General features: G+C 67.0%; 10 protein-coding genes. 7 read left to right on the forward strand and 3 right to left on the reverse strand.

Features of this window, described 5'->3' with window-relative positions; genetic code table 11:
* The first annotated feature begins 140 nt into the window (after window positions 1-140).
* The 3 genes from R5W23_RS11125 to R5W23_RS11135 all read left to right on the forward strand — a co-directional run bounded on the left by R5W23_RS11125 (window position 141) and on the right by R5W23_RS11135 (window position 9,019).
* A complete protein-coding gene (locus R5W23_RS11125) occupies window positions 141-3,686 on the forward strand; it encodes an isoleucine--tRNA ligase (protein ID WP_320686383.1) in 3,546 nt (1,181 codons plus the stop codon).
* A gap of 435 nt (window positions 3,687-4,121) precedes the next feature.
* Window positions 4,122-5,510 (forward strand): efflux RND transporter periplasmic adaptor subunit, encoded by a 1,389-nt coding sequence (locus R5W23_RS11130; protein WP_320686384.1) that lies wholly within the window; start codon window positions 4,122-4,124, stop codon window positions 5,508-5,510.
* 152 nt (window positions 5,511-5,662) lie between these two features.
* On the forward strand, window positions 5,663-9,019 hold the full coding sequence (locus R5W23_RS11135; protein ID WP_320686385.1) for an efflux RND transporter permease subunit: 3,357 nt from the start codon (window positions 5,663-5,665) through the stop codon (window positions 9,017-9,019).
* 52 nt (window positions 9,020-9,071) lie between these two features.
* On the opposite strand, the gene R5W23_RS11140 is transcribed toward R5W23_RS11135, so the two are convergent.
* Window positions 9,072-10,841 carry an MFS transporter gene (locus R5W23_RS11140; protein ID WP_261188119.1) on the reverse strand — a complete coding sequence of 590 codons (1,770 nt, stop codon included), beginning with the start codon at window positions 10,839-10,841 and terminating at the stop codon, window positions 9,072-9,074.
* 223 nt (window positions 10,842-11,064) lie between these two features.
* Between R5W23_RS11140 and R5W23_RS11145 the strand changes: the two genes are divergently transcribed.
* The gene (locus R5W23_RS11145) at window positions 11,065-11,703 is read left to right on the forward strand and encodes a 3-keto-disaccharide hydrolase (RefSeq protein ID WP_261188118.1); all 639 of its coding nucleotides are present in this window, start codon (window positions 11,065-11,067) and stop codon (window positions 11,701-11,703) included.
* 151 nt (window positions 11,704-11,854) lie between these two features.
* On the opposite strand, the gene csrA is transcribed toward R5W23_RS11145, so the two are convergent.
* Window positions 11,855-12,073, reverse strand: coding sequence for a carbon storage regulator CsrA (csrA, locus tag R5W23_RS11150; RefSeq protein ID WP_320686386.1), 219 nt, complete (start codon window positions 12,071-12,073; stop codon window positions 11,855-11,857).
* Window positions 12,074-12,619: 546 nt separating this feature from the next.
* Between csrA and R5W23_RS11155 the strand changes: the two genes are divergently transcribed.
* From R5W23_RS11155 to R5W23_RS11165, 3 genes are all read left to right on the forward strand, one after another.
* The gene (locus tag R5W23_RS11155) at window positions 12,620-13,639 is read left to right on the forward strand and encodes a 3'-5' exoribonuclease YhaM family protein (protein WP_261188116.1); all 1,020 of its coding nucleotides are present in this window, start codon (window positions 12,620-12,622) and stop codon (window positions 13,637-13,639) included.
* Between the two features lie 285 nt (window positions 13,640-13,924).
* Window positions 13,925-14,590, forward strand: a complete 666-nt coding sequence (locus R5W23_RS11160; protein ID WP_320686387.1) for a hypothetical protein — start codon at window positions 13,925-13,927, stop codon at window positions 14,588-14,590.
* A gap of 294 nt (window positions 14,591-14,884) precedes the next feature.
* A complete protein-coding gene (locus tag R5W23_RS11165; protein WP_320686388.1) occupies window positions 14,885-15,367 on the forward strand; it encodes a hypothetical protein in 483 nt (160 codons plus the stop codon).
* A gap of 317 nt (window positions 15,368-15,684) precedes the next feature.
* Here the strand turns inward: R5W23_RS11165 and R5W23_RS11170 are convergent, their stop codons facing one another.
* Entirely contained in the window at window positions 15,685-17,049 is a 1,365-nt protein-coding gene (locus tag R5W23_RS11170; protein WP_407936115.1) for a DUF1501 domain-containing protein, read from the reverse strand.
* Between the last annotated feature and the right edge of the window lie 52 nt (window positions 17,050-17,101).

Raw genomic sequence — 17,101 nt, forward strand, 5'->3', positions numbered from 1 at the left:
CTCAAACTTAATCGAAGTGTACGCATGTATCAAATCGGGCTGTAGGTGCGTTGATTTCGGCGCCGGCGCGAGCCGCGTGGCTGGTTCGTGTGTCCGTCGTAAAATGGAGGAGTTGCACACCGTTGCGAGGTCATTGAGCCATGCCGTTCGAGAAGGTCGAGTCGTCCGTCGATTTCCCCGCGCTGGAACGCTCCATTCTGAAGTTCTGGGACGAGAACGGCATTTTCGCGAAGCGCAAAGCGATCAACGCCGGCAAGCCGAAGTGGAGCTTCCTGGACGGCCCGATCACCGCGAACAACCCGATGGGCGTTCACCACGCCTGGGGCCGCACCTACAAGGACGTGTACAACCGCTACTTCGCCATGACGGGGCACGACCTCCGCTACCAACAGGGGTTCGACTGCCAGGGGCTGTGGGTGGAGGTCGAGGTCGAGAAGGAGCTGAAACTCAAGAGCAAGCGTGACATCGAGAGCCTTGTTCCCGGTGACAAGGAAGCGAGCATCGATCGGTTCGTGCAGGCCTGCAAGGACCGCGTGAACAAGTTCGCGCGCGTGCAGACGGACCAGAGCATCCGGCTCGGGTACTGGATGAACTGGGACCGCACGGACGCCGACTGGGCCAAGAAGCCGGACGACCGCCACTCGTACTTCACGATGAGTGAGGTGAACAACTACACGATCTGGTCGTTCCTGAAGAAGTGCCACCACAAGGGGCTCATTAACCGCGGCTACGACGTGATGCCGTGGTGCGGGCGGTGCGGTGTGGGCATCTCCGAGCAGGAGATGAAAGAGGGGTACAAGCTCGTTGAGCACCGCGCGTGCTTCGTGAAGTTCCCGCTGAAGGACCGCGAGAAGGAAAACCTGCTCGTGTGGACCACGACGCCGTGGACGCTCACGAGCAACGTGGGCGCCGCGATCAACCCCGATCTCCCTTACCTCAAAGTAAAGGTCAAGGACGAGGTTTATTACGTCGCGAAGGGCGCGTTCAAGCTGAACCGGATGGAAGGCAGTGGGGGCGGCGAGGCCGACGCCGACGAGGGCGAAGCGGGGAGCAAGGGTAAGCGCCCGTGGCTCAAGGAGGTGCCGAACCTCGTCACCATCGAGCAGCACTTCAAGGTGAAGGCCGGTAAGGGCGAGACCTATGAAGTCGTTGGCGAGGTGAAGGGCGCGGACCTGATGGGGCTGGAGTACGTTGGGCCGTTCGACGACCTCCCGGCGCAGAACTACGAGTACGGCTTCCCGGAGGACGTGGCGAAGGTCACGAAGCAGAGCGGCCACTGGCCCGCGAAAACCGCCGCGCAGTCGCACAAAGTGGTGAGCGGCGGGAAGGACGTGACCGAAACCGAGGGTACGGGCATCGTTCACACCGCCCCGGGGTGCGGGGCGATCGACTACCAGTGGGGCAAGCAGAACGGGCTGCCCCCCGTGGCGCCGATCGGCGACGACGGCATCTTCGTCGAAGGCTTCGGGCCGCTCGTGGGCAAGAACGCGGTCGATCCCGCCACCGCCGACGCGGTGTTCGAGCAGCTCAAATCGAAGGACCGTTTGTTTGCGGTCGAGCGGTACGTTCACCGCTACCCGCACTGCTGGCGGTGCAAGACGGAACTACTGTACCGGCTCGTGGACGAGTGGTTCATCAACATGGGACCGAAGGGTGAATCGTATACCGTAACAGAGCGAGGTGATGACGGAAAAGAGCGGCAAGTGTCAAAGAAGCGGTTCCACGGCGGGTTTCGGGCGGACATCGCAGCGGTGGTTGAGCAGGTGAAGTTCCTACCGGAGATGATCAACGGCCAAGTTCGCGAGTTGGATTGGCTCGCGAACATGGGCGACTGGATGATCTCCAAGAAGCGCTACTGGGGGCTCGCGCTGCCGGTCTGGGTGAACGACAACGACCCGACCGACTTCGAGGTGATCGGCAGCTACGAGGAACTGAAGGCGCGGGCGGTTGAGGGGTGGGCTGAGTTCGAGGGCCACACCCCGCACCGGCCGTGGATCGACAAGGTGAAGATCGAGAGCACGAAGCACCCGGGGCAGCGCATGAGCCGCGTGCCGGACGTGGGGAACCCGTGGCTCGACGCGGGCATCGTCGCGTTCTCCACGATGCCGAAGGAGTGGTACCCGGCCGACTTCATCACCGAGAGCTTCCCGGGCCAGTTCCGCAACTGGTTCTACGCGCTCTTGGCGATGTCCACGATGATGAGCGACGGCAAGCCGCCGTTCAAAACGCTCCTCGGTCACGGGCTCGTGCGCGACCAGTTCGGGCACGAGATGCACAAGACCGCGGGCAACTCGATCGAGTTCCGGTCGGCCGCGGACGAGGGCGGCCAGATCGTGAACCCGAAGGGCGGCACGCTCCCGTTCAGCGCAATCGGCGCGGACGTGATGCGGTGGTTGTACTGCCGCCAGAACCCGGCGCTCAACCTGAACTTCGGGCCGGAGCCGGCGAACGACGTGCGCTCCCGGGTGTTCTTCAAGTTGTGGAACACCTACGCGATGTTCTGCAATTACGCGATCGGCGACGGGTTCGACCCCGCCGCGCCCGCGGTGCCGGTGAGCCAGCGCCCCGACATCGATCGGTGGCTGCTCTCGAACCTCCAATCGCTCATCACGACCGCGCATAAAGCGTACTCCGAGTACGACGTGATGACGTTCGCGCTCAAGGCCGAGGAATTCATCGAAGGCGATTTGTCGAACTGGTACGTTCGTCGCAACAAGGATCGGCTGCACAGCAAGAATGCCGACCTGGACGCCGCGGGACTCAAGGACAAGCAGGCGGCGTACCAGACGCTGTACACGACGCTCACGACGCTCTGCAAGCTGCTGGCGCCGAGCGTGCCGTTCATCACCGAGGTGATGTGGCAGAACCTGCGGTTGCCCACGGACCCCGAGAGCGTTCACCTGTGCGACCTCCCGAAGGCGGACGCGGCGCTTGTCGATGCCCCGTTGTCGGAAGATATGGCGGCCGTTCAGCGGGTGATCTCGCTGGGCCTCGCGGCGCGGCAGCAGGCGAAGCTCAACGTGCGCCAACCGCTCGCGGAACTGGTCGTGTCGACCGACTCTGATGTCGAGAAGCGGGCCACCGAGCGGTTCCGCGATTTGATCCTCGACGAGCTGAACGTGAAGGCGGTGCGCTTGCACGACGCCGGCGCCGGACCGCTGCTCGTCGGTTCCGCGAAGCTGAACCAGAAGGTCGCCGGGAGCAAACTCGGGGCAAACCTCAAGGCCGCTCAGGCCGAATTGGCCGCGATGGATTCGGCTAAACTCGCGAGCGATCTGGGCAAGGGGCCGGTTACGGTTGCGGGGGTGGCGCTGGTCGCGGCCGACTTCAACATCGAGCACGCCGGGCAACCGGGCTGGGCCGGGGTCGCGGACCGCGGCGTCCAGGTCGCCGTCAGCACGACCGTGACCGAGGCGCTGAAGTTGGAAGGGCTGGCGCGCGACGTGATCCGTCAGGTGCAGAACGCCCGCAAGGACGCGAAGCTCGACTTGCTCGACAAGATCGAACTGCACCTGTCCACGAGCACGCCGGAACTGACGAAGGCGATCGCTGAGCACGGCCCGAACATCGCCACCGCCGTCCAGGCGACGCAGTGGAGTGCGGAACCGCTCAGCGGGGTCGGCGTCCACACCGCGACGGCCAAGATCGACGGCCAACCACTCACAATCGCACTGCGAAAGGTGTGACACCCGGTTCGGTGCTCGTCGGTGTTGCGGTCGGGGGCGTCATCATGGGATCGACGCCGGAAGATGGCGCACTAGTCGGCACCAATCACGGTCCCAAAGCAGCCTCCGGCGCTCACGCAGGCTACCGCGATTGTGTTGCGCGTTTTGACAAGCCGCGACGGCCGGAGCGGGATACGTATCCTGCTCCGGCCGTCGCGGCTCGTTCCCAAATGTTACGAACATCCCCGGCCTAACAACGTCTGCATCCTCGGTGCGCGGGGCCACGCTCCAAACGGCGAAATATTCCCCGCCACGGTGAAACGCTTGCCGCCGGTCCGTTCTCGCTCGTGCGGATCGCGCACGAATCTTCAGTGATTTCGGCCTTTCGACCTCACGGCACGCCCGTTGCTGTGCGCCCCACCCTTTGATACTCGCGCACTTTCCCGGAATGCCGCCATGAGCGTACAACCCTCGTCGCTGTTTCGTCGCTCGCGTCTCGTGCTGCTCGCGCTCGCCGCGGCAGGAGGTGGGGCCGGCGTCTGGTTCGCCACCCGCGCCAAGCCGCTGTCGGCCGGTGAGGGACCGACCGCGGGCGTCGCGAAGCCCGCGGTGACCGTCGAAGTGATCCACCCGCGCGCCGGCGGAATCGATCGGGTGTGCGTGCAACCCGGCACCGTCGAGCCGTTCCAGTCGGCCGATTTGTACTCCAAGGTGTCGGGGTTCCTCGCGGAACAAACGGTCAACATCGGCAGCCGGGTCCAGAAGGGCGACGTGCTCGCCCGGATCGCGGTGCCCGAGCAGGAGAAGCAGGTGGAGCGCGACCGCGCCCGGCTCAACGCCGCCGAGGCGAAGGTGCGGCAGGTAGAAGCACACGTCCTGGCGGCCGAGTCGGAAGCCAAGTCGGCCGACGCATCGGTCGCGCTGGCGAAGTCGATGGTCCGCGCGAAGGGCTCGTACCGGCAGTACCGCGAGAAGCAGCTCACGCGGTACAAGGACCTCGCCAAGCAACAGGCCATCGAGCCGCGCGTGGTGGACGAGCAAGAGGACTTCTTCCTCTCCGCCCAGGAAGCCGAGAACGAGGCGAAGGAGTCGGTCAACGCCGCCACCGAGCGCGCCGCGACCGCCCGCGCCAAGATCACACAGGCCAAAGCCGACCTGGAACAGGCGAAGGCCGAGGTCGGTGTAGCCCAGGCGGAGTTGGGGCGCGCCGAGGTGCTCCTCAACTACACCACGATCCGGTCGCCGTACACCGGCGTCGTCACCCGGCGCTCGTTCCAGGTCGGCGACTTCATCCGGTCCGCGGACCAGGGGGGGGCGATCCCGCTCCTGTCGGTCGAGCGCACCGACCTCATGACGGTCGTCGTCCAGGTGCCCGACCGCGACGTGCCGCTGGTCAACACCGGGGACCCCGCGGTGCTGGTGATCGACGCCCTCGGCGGACAGGTGTTCGACACCCGCGGGGTGTCGCGGTGCGCCGAGTCCGAGGACACGGCGACCCGCACCATGCGCACGGAGATCGACGTCCCGAACCCGGACGGGCGGTTGCGCCGCGGGATGTACGGCCGGGTCACGCTGAAGCTCCAAACCGGGGCCGCGTCCGCAGTCCGCGTCCCGACCGCGGCGGTGGTGAGCCGCTCCGGCACGAACCACGGCGCCGTCCGCGTCGTCCGCGGCGACCACGTGGCCACGCTGCCGGTAACCCTGGGCGCGGACAACGGCGTGGAGATCGAGGTCGCGGCCGGGCTGTCCGCCGCGGACCAGGTCGTGCTCCGCGCGAGTGGCGCGGTCGAGGACGGCACCGCGGTCGCAGTCGCTGGGGCCGCCGGCCCGGTCGCCGGGCACTGACGCGCCCGCCGGGCTCACACCCGTTGGCGCGCACTCGGCGGGCTCACGCCCGTTGACGCCCGCCGGGCTCGGCGCCCGTTGACGCGCACTCGGCGGGCTCACGCCCGCCGCTCGCCTTGCCTCGCACGCACCACTCGCCCCACACGGACCCGATGAACCCACTGATCCGGTTCTCGCTCGGCAACCCGCGCGCGATCACCGTGCTGATGCTCACCATCGCCATCGGCGGCGGGGCGGCGCTCGGCAGCATCCCGGCAGACATCCTCCCGGTGTACAAGGCCCCCGCGGTGCAGGTGCTCACGTTCTACGGCGGCATGTCGGCCACCAACGTCGAGTCCGGCATCACCGCCCGCACCGAGCGGTGGGTGGGGCAGGCGGCCGGCACCCGGCGCCAGGAGTCGCGGTCCATCGTCGGCGCCAGCATCATCCGCAACTACTACTCCGACGACACCGACCCGAGCGCGGCGCTCACGCAGGTGAACTCGCTCTCGACGGCCGCCATCCCGAACCTGCCGCCCGGCACCCTGCCGCCCGTCGTGCTGCCCTACGACCCGACCTCGTCCACCCCGGTCGCGATCGTCGCGCTCAACAGCAAGACGCAGGGCGAGTCGGTGCTGTTCGACACGGCCCGGTACCAGGTGCGGAGCATGATCATGTCCGCGCCGGGCGCGAACGCGCCGGTGGTGTACGGCGGGAAGGTGCGCACCGTGCTGGCGTACCTGGACCGGCAGGCGATCCAGGCCCGCGGGCTCTCGCCGCTGGACGTGATGGACGCCCTTGACCGCTCGAACGTGTTCCTCTCGACCGGCGGCGCGAAGTTCGGCGGCGTGGACTACGCCCTCGACTCGAACTCCATGTACGACCTCATCGACCGCATGGGCGACGTGCCCATCCGGGCCGGGCGGGACGGCCAGATGGTGTTCCTGCGCGACGTGGCCCAGCCACGCGACAGCAACATCATCCAGACCAACATCGTCCGCGTGGACGGGCGCCGGCAGGTGTACATCCCGGTGTACCGGCAGCAGGGCGCGAGCACCCTTGGCGTGGTCAACAACCTGCGCGGCGACCTGCCGGAGATGAAGGACCGGCTCACGACGCCCGACGTGGACCTGAAGTTGGTGATGGACCAGTCGGTGTACGTTCAGAGCGCCATTCACAGCCTCGCCGAAGAGGGCGTGCTCGGGGCCGTCCTGTGCTCGCTCGTCATCCTCCTGTTCCTGGGCGAGTGGCGCATGACCGTCATCGCCGTGCTCACGGTGCCGGTGGCGGTGCTGGGGGCGGTAGCGTGCCTGTTCGGGGCGACGCAGACCATCAACGTGATGACGCTCGCCGGCCTCGCGCTCGCCATCGGACCGCTGGTAGACAACGCCATTGTGGTGCTGGAGAACACGCACCGGCACCTCGGCCTCGGGGCCAAGCCGAAGGAGGCGGCGTTCCTCGGCGCCAGCGAGGTGGCGCTGCCGGCGCTCGCGGCCACGCTCTGCACCCTGCTCGTGCTGCTCCCGCTGGCCCTGATCCCGGGCCTCGGGCCGTTCCTCTTCAAACCGATGTTCCTGGCCGTCGCGTTCGCGATGGTGGTCGCGTACCTGGTGTCCATGACCTTCGTCCCGACCCGCTGCGCGGCGTGGATGCGGCACCACCCGCACCCCGGCCCGGTCGAAACGCACGAGACCGACTACCAGCACAAGAACGAGCACGAGACGCCGCCCGCCCGCGGTCCCTGGGGGCTCCTGTTCGAGAAATGGGAATCGTTCCTTGATGGTGTTTTCAAAGGGTACGCCACGCTCCTGACGGCGGTGCTCCAGGCGCGCGTGCTCGTCATCGGTGGCGCGTTCGCACTTTTGGCCGCGGTCGTGGTCCTGATCGGCCCGCACCTGCGCCAGGAGTTCTTCCCCGAGGTGGACGCGGGGTCGTTCGAGGTGTACGTCCGCGCCGGCTCCGGCACCCGCATTGAGGTGACCGAGGGCTACGTCGAGGCCGTCGAGAAGTACGTGAAGCAGGTCACCGGCGACGACCTCGAGCTGGTCATCAGCGAGTTGGGCCTCACGGCCGACTGGTCCGCGGCGTTCACCCCCAACAGCGGGCCGATGGACGCGGTCGTGAAGGTGCAGCTCAAGCCCGACCGGGTGAAGTCGGCGCAGCAGTGCGTGGCGGCGCTGCGGGGCGGGCTCGCGACCGACCCGGAGTTCGAGCGGTTGCTGCAAGAAACCTATACGCGCAAGACGGCGGCGCAGGAACTGCCGGACGGGGTGGTGCCGTTCTCGCGGGTGAACCTGGAGTTCGCGTTCGACTCGGGCGGGCTGATCCGGTCCGCGATGAACGAAGGGAAGTCCACCCCGCTGAACGTGAAGGTGACCGGCAAGAACCTGGAAAAGAACCGCCGGGTGGCGGAGAAGATCCTGGCCGAGGTGCGCGCCGTGGACGGCGTCGTGGACGCGCGGATCGTACAGCGGCTCAACTACCCCGGGTACGTGATCGAGGTGGACCGCACCAAGGCCGCGTCGCTCGGGCTGAACCAGTCGGAGGTGATGAAGAACGTGGTCGCCGCGTTCAACTCCAGCGTGCAGTTCAACAAGAAGAACTTCTGGTTCGACCCGGTGAGCCACAACCAGTACTACGTCGGCGTGCAGTACCCCGAGGGCGACGTGACCTCGCTGGAAACGCTGCTCGACATCCCCATCACCAGCCCGACGCAGAAGAAGTCGGTGAGCCTGCGCACGATCGCGACGATCCGCCCCACCCGGTCGCCGTCGGAGATCGTTCACACGAACCTACAGCCGACGATCGACCTGACGATGGGCGTCGCGGGCCGCGACCTCGGGCACGTCGCGGAGGACGTAAACAAGGTGGTGGCGAAGTTCGGTAAAGAGCGAAAAGCGGGTGGGTGGACCCCGTTCGACCCGGACGAGCAAGAGCCGAAGCCGATGGAGGGGGCGAAGGTAACGCTCTCCGGCGAGTACGAGAAGATGCAGACCACGTTCAAGTACCAAGCGATGGGGATGGGCGCCGCGGTGGTGCTGATCTACTTCCTGCTGGTCGCGCTGTTCCGGTCCTACGTCATCCCGGTGGTGGTGCTGTCCGCCGTGCCGGTCGGGGTGATCGGGGTGGTGCTGGTGCTGTTCGTGACCGGCACCGCCCTGAACATCCAGTCGCTGCTGGGGGTGATCTTCATGGTGGGCATCGTGGTGTCGAACACGGTGCTGCTGACCGACTTCGCGATCAACCTGCAAAAGGCCGAAGGGCTGACCGCGAACGAGGCGATCAAGCGGGCCGGGGCGATCCGGGTGCGCCCGGTGGTGATGACCGCGATGGCAACGTTCTTCGCGCTGATTCCGATGGCCCTCGGGCTGGCGAAAGGAAGCGAGGCGAACGTGCCGCTGGGCCGGGCGGTGCTCGGCGGGCTGGTGGCGGGGCTGTTCACGACGCTGTTCGTGGTGCCGTGCGTGTACTCGCTGCTCGTGCCCGATCTGCCCGGTGGCAGTGGTGATGAGGAGCCGGCCGCGGCGTAAGAACGGCCCCGTTCGCGCCTGCTGGTTGCGGGCACGAACGGGGCCGTTCAGCTCACACGCTCTTCTCAGGTGCGGCGGCTCCCGGCTGAGATGGCGACACGTGCCCCTCTTCCTTCGGGGTCGGCAGCGCGAAGGAGAGCAGAACTCCGAGCAGATATACCACGGTGCCCACAATCGCCGCCCCGGTCGCCACCTGCACGAACGTGCCGCCGGTCACCAGCGGGGCCACCAGGCTCGTTGTCACGAACGACGCCGACGTGCCCACCATACGCCCGCCCACGTTCGTCGCGAAGCTGCCGCCGGTGCCGCGCAGGTGAACCGGGAACGCCTTCGGCAGGTACTCCCCCAGGTAGCTGAACTGCGACACCGTACACAGCCCGCACACGAACACCCCGAACGCGAACAGGTCCGGCTGGTCGCGGAACAGGAAATAGTACGTCAGCGGGAACGCAACCAACCCGGGTACCTGGAACACCCGCAGCAGCACCCGTCGGTTGAGTATGACGACCAGCAGCGCCGCCAGCAGGATGCGGCCCACGAGCCCGCCCATCTCCTGCCAGAACTGCATCAGGTCGCCCTTGTCGCGGATCTGCTGGTCCGGCTCCGCTTGCTTGCCGCGGTTCGCCCCGAGCTTTTGGAGCGTGGCCTCACGGTCGAGCACCAGTTGCCGGGCCTCGGTGTGCTCCTTTGTGACCTCGTTCAGCCGGCCGGTCAGCTCCTTCAGTTTCGCCTGCGCGGCCTGGACCTGCGGTTCGGCGTCGGCCGGCGGCTGTTGCTCGGCCTTCTTCGCGGCTTCGATCCGCTCGCGGGCCTTGCGCAGGTCGCGCTGCGCCACCGACCGCGCGTTAACCACGTCCTCCAGGCCCGCAACCGACGCGAACTGCGCCCGCAGCTTCGCTTGGGTTTCGTTGAGCTGGCTGTTCAGTTCGGTGGCCTCTTCGCGGAGCGGTTTCAACTGCTTCTGCTGCTCCACGAGCGACGGCAGCCCCGGAACGACCTGAGTTGGGGTCAGTTGCAGCGCGCCGAACGCGGCGGCGTACGCGCACGCGGACAGCGCGGTGCTGACCAGCGTCACGCGGCGCAGCTCGGGGCTGAACAGCTCGGCGAACCGCGGCCGCCGCAGGGTGCCGGCCCGCTTGCGCGCGAGCCACACCCGGCTCTCGGGCACGAACGGCATCAGAAGCAGGATGAGCACCCCCGGCACCAGCCCGGTGAGCAGCGTGTACCGCCAGAACGCGTGCGAGTCGAACGGCTCCGGCACCGGGATCGCCGGGAGCCGGTCCGCGTAGGTCCGGGCCAGCGTGTTCGCGCCCGTCACCACCAGCCCGCCCACCGACGCGAACGCCTGCGTCCACCCGATCGCGAGTTCGCGGGTGCGCTTGTCCTCGAACAGCTCCGCGAGCCAGGTGATCGCGGCCACGAACTCGACGCACACGCCGATGAACGTGGTGCAGCGGAACAGTGCGAACATCCACACGCTGGTGCTGAACGCAGCCGCGACCGGCGAGAACGAGTACAGCAGGATGCTGAGGATCATGATCCGCTTGCGGCCGAACCGGTCGATCAGGAGCCCGCCGGCGAGACCGAACACGCCCCCGCACACGGCCGCCGCCCACAGGATGTACCCGAGCCACTCGCGCACCTGCGGGTTGTTCGGCGGCACCCCCAACAGCTCGGCAATGGCCGGCGCCCCGATCAACGGGAGCATGAGCAGTTCGTAGGTATCGAACAGGAACCCGATGGCGGCGACCGCCAATACGAGCCAGCGGGTGACGGGCGACAGCGACGGCAACCCGTCGGCGCCGGGAGCGGGTAACGACACGGACAACTCCTTGGGGAGCGGGGGCGGTGGCCCCCGTGGCAGCGCGCATGCGGTTCGGTGGCGCGGGGCGGGCGGGACAGGGTTGAGCGTAGGCTGACGGCCGCGGGGCGGCAACGCGGCGCGGTTGCCTCTTGCGTTCGCCCGCGCGCGGCGTAACCATGTCACCGTCCCGCCATCGATTACCCGCCGGGACGTTCCCCCTTACAGTTTGGAGCACGTGACGATGCGCCTCCCGAACCTCTCCCGCGCCAGCGCCCTGGTCGCGGCGGCCCTCTTCGTCGCGCCCGCCGTCCGGGCCGACGACACCTCCGAGTTCCTCAACCCGGACAACTGGGAGGGCCGCGCCGACATCTGGAAGGTCGACGCCAAGGCCAAGAGCGTGACCGGCGAGACCAAGGAGGACCCCAAGTACAACACGTTCCTCTGCTCCAAGGCGAAGTACGGCGACTTCGAGCTGACGTGCAAGGTGCGGCTGGTGAACGCGGTCGGCAACAGCGGGTTCCAGGTCCGCAGCGAGCGGTTCGACAAGGAGGGGGACAAGCAGTCGTTCCGCGTCCGCGGGCCGCAGGTGGACATCGGCAAGGGGTACTTCGGCGGGCTGTACGGCGAGGGCGTCGGCGGGTACCTGCTGAAGCCGAAGAAGGACGCGGCCAAGCCGGCCGAGGTGAACGACTACAAGATCGTGGTGAAGGGGAACCACGTGACCGTGACGCTCAACGGCGAGGTCACCGTCGATGAGGAGTTTCCGGACAACAAGGGCAAGAACCCGGCGCCAAAGGACGGGATCATCGCGTTCCAGGCGCACGCCGGGCCGCCGATGAAGGTCGAGTTCACGGACATCAAGTTCACGAAGCTGAAGTGACCCGGCCCGGCCGCGTGGGCGCAAGGGCACGACCGGGCGAACGGGCCGTGCCCGGTCCGCGGCGGCTTGATTCGGTGTGACTCGGAATCAATGTTGAGGTGGGCCGCTTCACAGAACGTGAGCGGGCGCGCGTGAGGTGGGCGAAAGGTGTTCAGCCGGTGCCGTCGGTCTCGTCCGGCTGGCCGCCGTTCGTCACCGCCGGGGTCTTGGCCCCGTGGATCGCGTCGTACACTTCCTGCCGGTGAACCGGCACGTCTTTCGGGGCCGCGATGCCGAGCCGCACCTTGTCCCCGCGGATCTCCACCACCGTGATGACGATGTCGTTGTTGATGACAATCGACTCGTTTTTTTTCCTAGACAGCACGAGCATTGGTGTTTATCTTTCCGTGGGTGAAAACCGGTCGGTGCGAAGCACCAAACCTTACTCCCCGGCACATAACGGCGAACCACCACGCACTTCCAGCGTGTGCGGCCCTAGACTAAACACCTCGTGGGCGAACGATAAATCGCGGGAGCGATGAAAAATTGTGTCAGAGTTGCGAGGGCCGTCTGCGCACGTTCTGTCACACTTTCACTGTAAAACCGGGCAAGATGCGCCGTCAAGGAGCAATGTGTCCGTTCACGACACTTTTTTCACTTTTTAAGCCGAAGAGAAGTGCGTCAGACGAGTGCGCTCGAGCGGCAAGTGCTCGCAAGCGTGCCATTCCGTGTGACACGCTTGCGAGCACTCGCCGCTCAAGCCCCAGGGTCCGTTTCGTCTTTTCCCCTTGCAAACCCAGAGCATCGCCTGGGTCACAATGACAGTTAACAAATGGTGCCGCACCGCTTTTGATTTGAGGGCGTCCGCCTATGCGTCGCGTTCGCCCCTGTTTCGCGGTAGGATGCCGGTTCCGCCACCGAGACCCCGAGGCGCGCCGTGTCTAAAGCCAAGAAGCCGATGCTGGCGAAACTGTCGGACCTGCAACCGGGCCACTTCGTCGACTGCTTCGTGCAACTCGCCGAGAAGAGCCGCGGCACCACCCAGCAGGGGAAGCCGTACATCGCGTGCAAGTACCGCGACGCCCGACGCACCGTCGGGTCGGTGCCGATCTGGGAGGACTCGCCCCTGTTCGCCGACGCCCTGGACTGGCAGGCGGGGCAGTTCTTCAAGGTGCGGGCCACTTACACCGAGCACGAGAAGTACGGCCCGCAGCTCGATATCGAGCGGATGCGCCCAGTCAACGAGGCCGACCGGGCCGACGGGTTCAGTGAACTGGACTTCGTGGAGCGGTCGCGGTTCGACTCCGAGGAGATGTTCGCCGACCTGACGGCGCTGGTGCGGGCCGAGGTCGCGGACGCCCCGCTGCGGGCGCTGGTGCTCGCGCTGCTGGACGCCAACGCCGCGGGGCTGAAGGCGGTCCCGGCCTCCACCCGGCACTTCTACCCCTTCGCCGGGGGGTGGCTCGAGCACACGCTCGCGGTGGCCCGCTCGTGCGCGTGGCTCGCGGACCAGTTCGCGACCCGGTTCCCCGAGCTGAACCCGCCGCTGAACCGCGGGCTGGTGGTGGCGGCGGCGGCGCTGCACGACATCGGCCGGGTGCGCGGGGTGGACATGCCCCCCGGGCAGCCGGGGCGCCCCAGCGTGCCGGGCGAGCTGTTGGGCCACGTGTTCCTCGGCTACGAGATGATCCGCACGGCCGCCGCGGGCGTGCCGGACCTGGACCCGGAGTTGCTCGACCTGCTGCTGCACTGCGTGGTCGCGCACCCGCGGGCACCGGAGTGGGGCACGTCGCGCCCGCCGTGCATTCCAGAGGTGCTCATCCTGCACCACGCCGACGAGTTAGACGGGCGATTCGAGATGTACGCCCGGTGCCTGGCGCGGGACACCGCCGAGGGGCCGTTCACGAACCGCGACCCGGTGCTCGGCCGCCTACTGCTGAAGGCCCGTAAGGCGTGACCCGAAACCGTGTCCGGGGGCGGAGCGATGACGGAGGCGGAGTGGCGAACGGCGGCCGACCCGGCGGCGGCACGCGGACCCTCACACATGAATCCGCGCCGGCGCCTTTCCGACGGGCCGGTAATGGGAGGACGTGGCACCGCTCCGAGGGGTCGCGGCCCGTTAGAAACGGCGCCACGACGACCGGGCACGCGTATCACTAACTCCTATACAGAAGGCCGCCCAGTCGCCAGGCTGTGGTGCGGGCCTGTTGCGGATGCGCCCTGCGGCGAGCCTAAAGCCACCATGACAGAAGCCCAATGGCTCGCCACGAGTGACGCATTGCCCATGCTCACCGCACTGGACGTGACTCGTCAAAGAAAGCTCCGGTTGCTCGGCTGCGGTGTATTCCGGCGGCTGAAAGAATCGCTATTCGCCCCGGACTGGCGCCAAGCCATCACCGCCTCCGAACAGTTCTCTGACGGACAACTCTCGCGCCAGGAATTCGATCGGGCGCTGGCCGGAATCCGAGCACAGGTAGAGGGCTTCGGTTCTGGCCCCGAGGGGTCTGCTGAGGAAAGCGCGTCCATGCAGATCACGCGCGGGATCGCAGCGGTCGCCAACCACCCGCTGGATGTCGATGACATCACCGGAGCGATTTTCTTCGCACGGCAGGCGGAAGAAGCGTGGGCACCAAGAACGCCCCCGCATGGCACCCAAGCCGACCTGTTCCGCTGCATCTTCGGCAACCCGTTCCGGCCCACCGCTTTCGACATCACATGGTGTACCGGTACCGTCATCGCTCTGGCCGAAGGCATTTACGCCGAGAGGGCCTTCGACCGCCTTCCGATTCTGGCGGACGCCCTTCAGGACGCCGGCTGCGACAGCGACGAACTTTTGAACCACCTGCGCGGCAAGGGGCCGCACGTCCGGGGGTGCTGGGCGCTGGATTTGGTGCTGGGCAAATCGTAGCCGACATCAGTAGTTTGAACGCGCCGGTCGGTTGCCCGGCCGCTGGCACCACCCGCCTCATGCGCCGCGCATATGCAGTGTGTGCCGTGGGCCACCTTTCGATCCCCGCCACTGCTCTTCAAGACGCTGGGGGCGTTAGCGACGCACTTCGGAGGAGGAGCGTTGAACCGTTCGCGTGTTTCGAGTTGAATCCGCGAACCTGTGTCGCGGTTTTGTTTGTTTGTAGGTCGGTCTTGCACCGAAGTTGCCCGGCGGTTTACGCTCTGGCGGATTCCCCTCGGTACGGAGGCCGACATGAAGACCCGTTACGTGCTTGTTGTGGGAGCAGCCCTTCTGGCCGTGGTCGGGGCGACCATCGCCCAGCAGAATACGCATCCCGTGAGCGGGCCGTCAGTGCTGAAGCAACAGGTGATACCGCCCACCGACGTGCCGACGGCACCGCAAAGGAGCGTGCCCCCAATCCCGAACCAAGACCCGCTCCTGACGGCGGCAACGTTCCCCCGACAGCAGACCGTCCCGGCAAAGCCCGAAGACCTCACCATCGACCAGCTCATCGAGGCGGTAGACGGGTTCCGTGAGCAGAAGGCGGAGATCGAGAAGAAGGAGCGGGCGTACCTGAAGGTATTGCACCGGAAGGCCCAGAGTCAGAAGGAGCGGATCGACGGGCTGGGTGGCGACGGGCAACAGGCGCCGCCGACGCTCGTACCGGGGCCGGTGCCTTCGACATCATACGTCATCCCGCCCGCCATCGGGAGCATTCCGGTCGGCCCGAACTGATCATCAGAAGCGCGGCGAGCGGAGGCGTTTTGATGTCGAGAGGTGATCGGCCCGACGGCACACACTTCGATTCGCCCTGGTCGCGTTTGCGGTGATCTCGCTTCTACCGGTCTGGCCGGCGTGGTACTTCGGTTCATGGTAAGCAACCGAAGCGGCTGGCGCGGGGCTTGTTCGTGGCAACGGTATCCTCGGTGATCAGATTCGGCACATGGCGGCAGGTGCTGGCCGCAAGAAACGAACCAGTTGATAGCTCCTGGCATTCGTTCGATACCTTGAGGCGCGCCCGCGAGTAAGCGAGCGCGTCCCGGGTGCGTGAATCAGGCGAAGATCTCTTTGACCACGTTGCCCTTGACGTCGGTTAAGCGGAAGTCGCGGCCGGCGTACTTGTAGGTCAGCTTCTCGTGGTCCAGGCCCATCAGCGCGAGCAGCGTGGCGTGCAGGTCGGTGGTGTGCATCCGGCCCTCCACCGCCTTGATCCCGTACTCGTCGGTGGCGCCGTAGGTGACGCCCGGCTTCACCCCTGCGCCGGCGAGGAACATCGGGTACCCGGTGATGTTGTGGTCCCGCCCGTCCGGCCCCTGGGACGTGGGGAGCCGGCCGAACTCGCTACCGAACAGCACCAGCGTGTCGTCCAGCAGCCCCCGCGCGCCGAGGTCCGCGAGCAGCGCCGCGGTCGGCCGGTCGATCGACCCGCACCGGTCGATGAGCCCCTTGTGCAGGTTGTTGTGGTGGTCCCACCCGGGCTGGCAGATCTCCACGAACCGCACCCCCGCCTCGCTCAAGCGGCGGGCCATCACGCACTGCCGCGCGAACGCCCCCGCCGGCCCGTCCGTCACCCCGTAGGCCTCAAGAACCTTCTTGGGCTCCTTCGAGATGTCCAGCAGTTCCGGCACCTTCCCCTGCATCTGGAACGCCAGCTCGAACGACTCGATCACCCCGTCCACCGCGTCCGGCGCCCCGGGGCCGGCGGCGAGGTCGCGGTTCATCCCCTGGATCAGGTCCAGTTGCTTGCGCTGCAAGTCGCTCGCGGCGGTGGCGCGGAGGTTCGGCAGGTGCCCCCGGTCGGTGAGCCGGGTGCCCTGGAAGTGGGCCGGCAGGAACGCGCTGCCGTAGTTCACCGCGCCGCCGAAGTTGGGCGGCGGGTTGACGGTCACGTACCCGGGCAGGTCCTGGTTCTCGGTGCCCAGCCCGTACAGCAGCCACGCGCCCAAGCTGGGCCGGGTGAGGGCCGCGTTCGCGCTGCCGGTGTGCAACTGCACCACCGCCTGCGGGTGCGCCGGGGTGTCGGTGTGGAGCCCGCGGAGCCACGTCATTTTGTCCGCGTGCTTGGCGAGGTTGGGCAGCAGTTCCGAGAACCACGACCCGGTGCCCCCGTATTGCTGCCACTTGAACTTGGACGCGGTGAGCACCCCGCCCCCCGGCCCCGGTTTGCCGTTGTCCTTCACCAGTTGCGGCTTGTAGTCGAACGTGTCGTGGTGCGACATCGCCCCGTTCATGTGAACGAAGATGAGCCGCTTCGCCTTGGCCGGGAAGTGCGGTGCCTTCGGCCCGAGAGGTTTGGGGGCTTTTTTCTCTGCGGCACGAGCTTGTTCGCCCAAGATCCCGGCGAGCGCGAGATAGCCGAACCCGGCGCTGGCAGATTTCAACAGGCTGCGGCGTGACACGGACGGGAACTGGTGCATGGGTATATGTGGTGTTTGGTGTTGAGTGTTTGGCGCCGGCCCCGGACATCCG

This window comes from Gemmata algarum (assembly GCF_034097035.1).
Lineage (GTDB): Bacteria > Planctomycetota > Planctomycetia > Gemmatales > Gemmataceae > Gemmata > Gemmata algarum.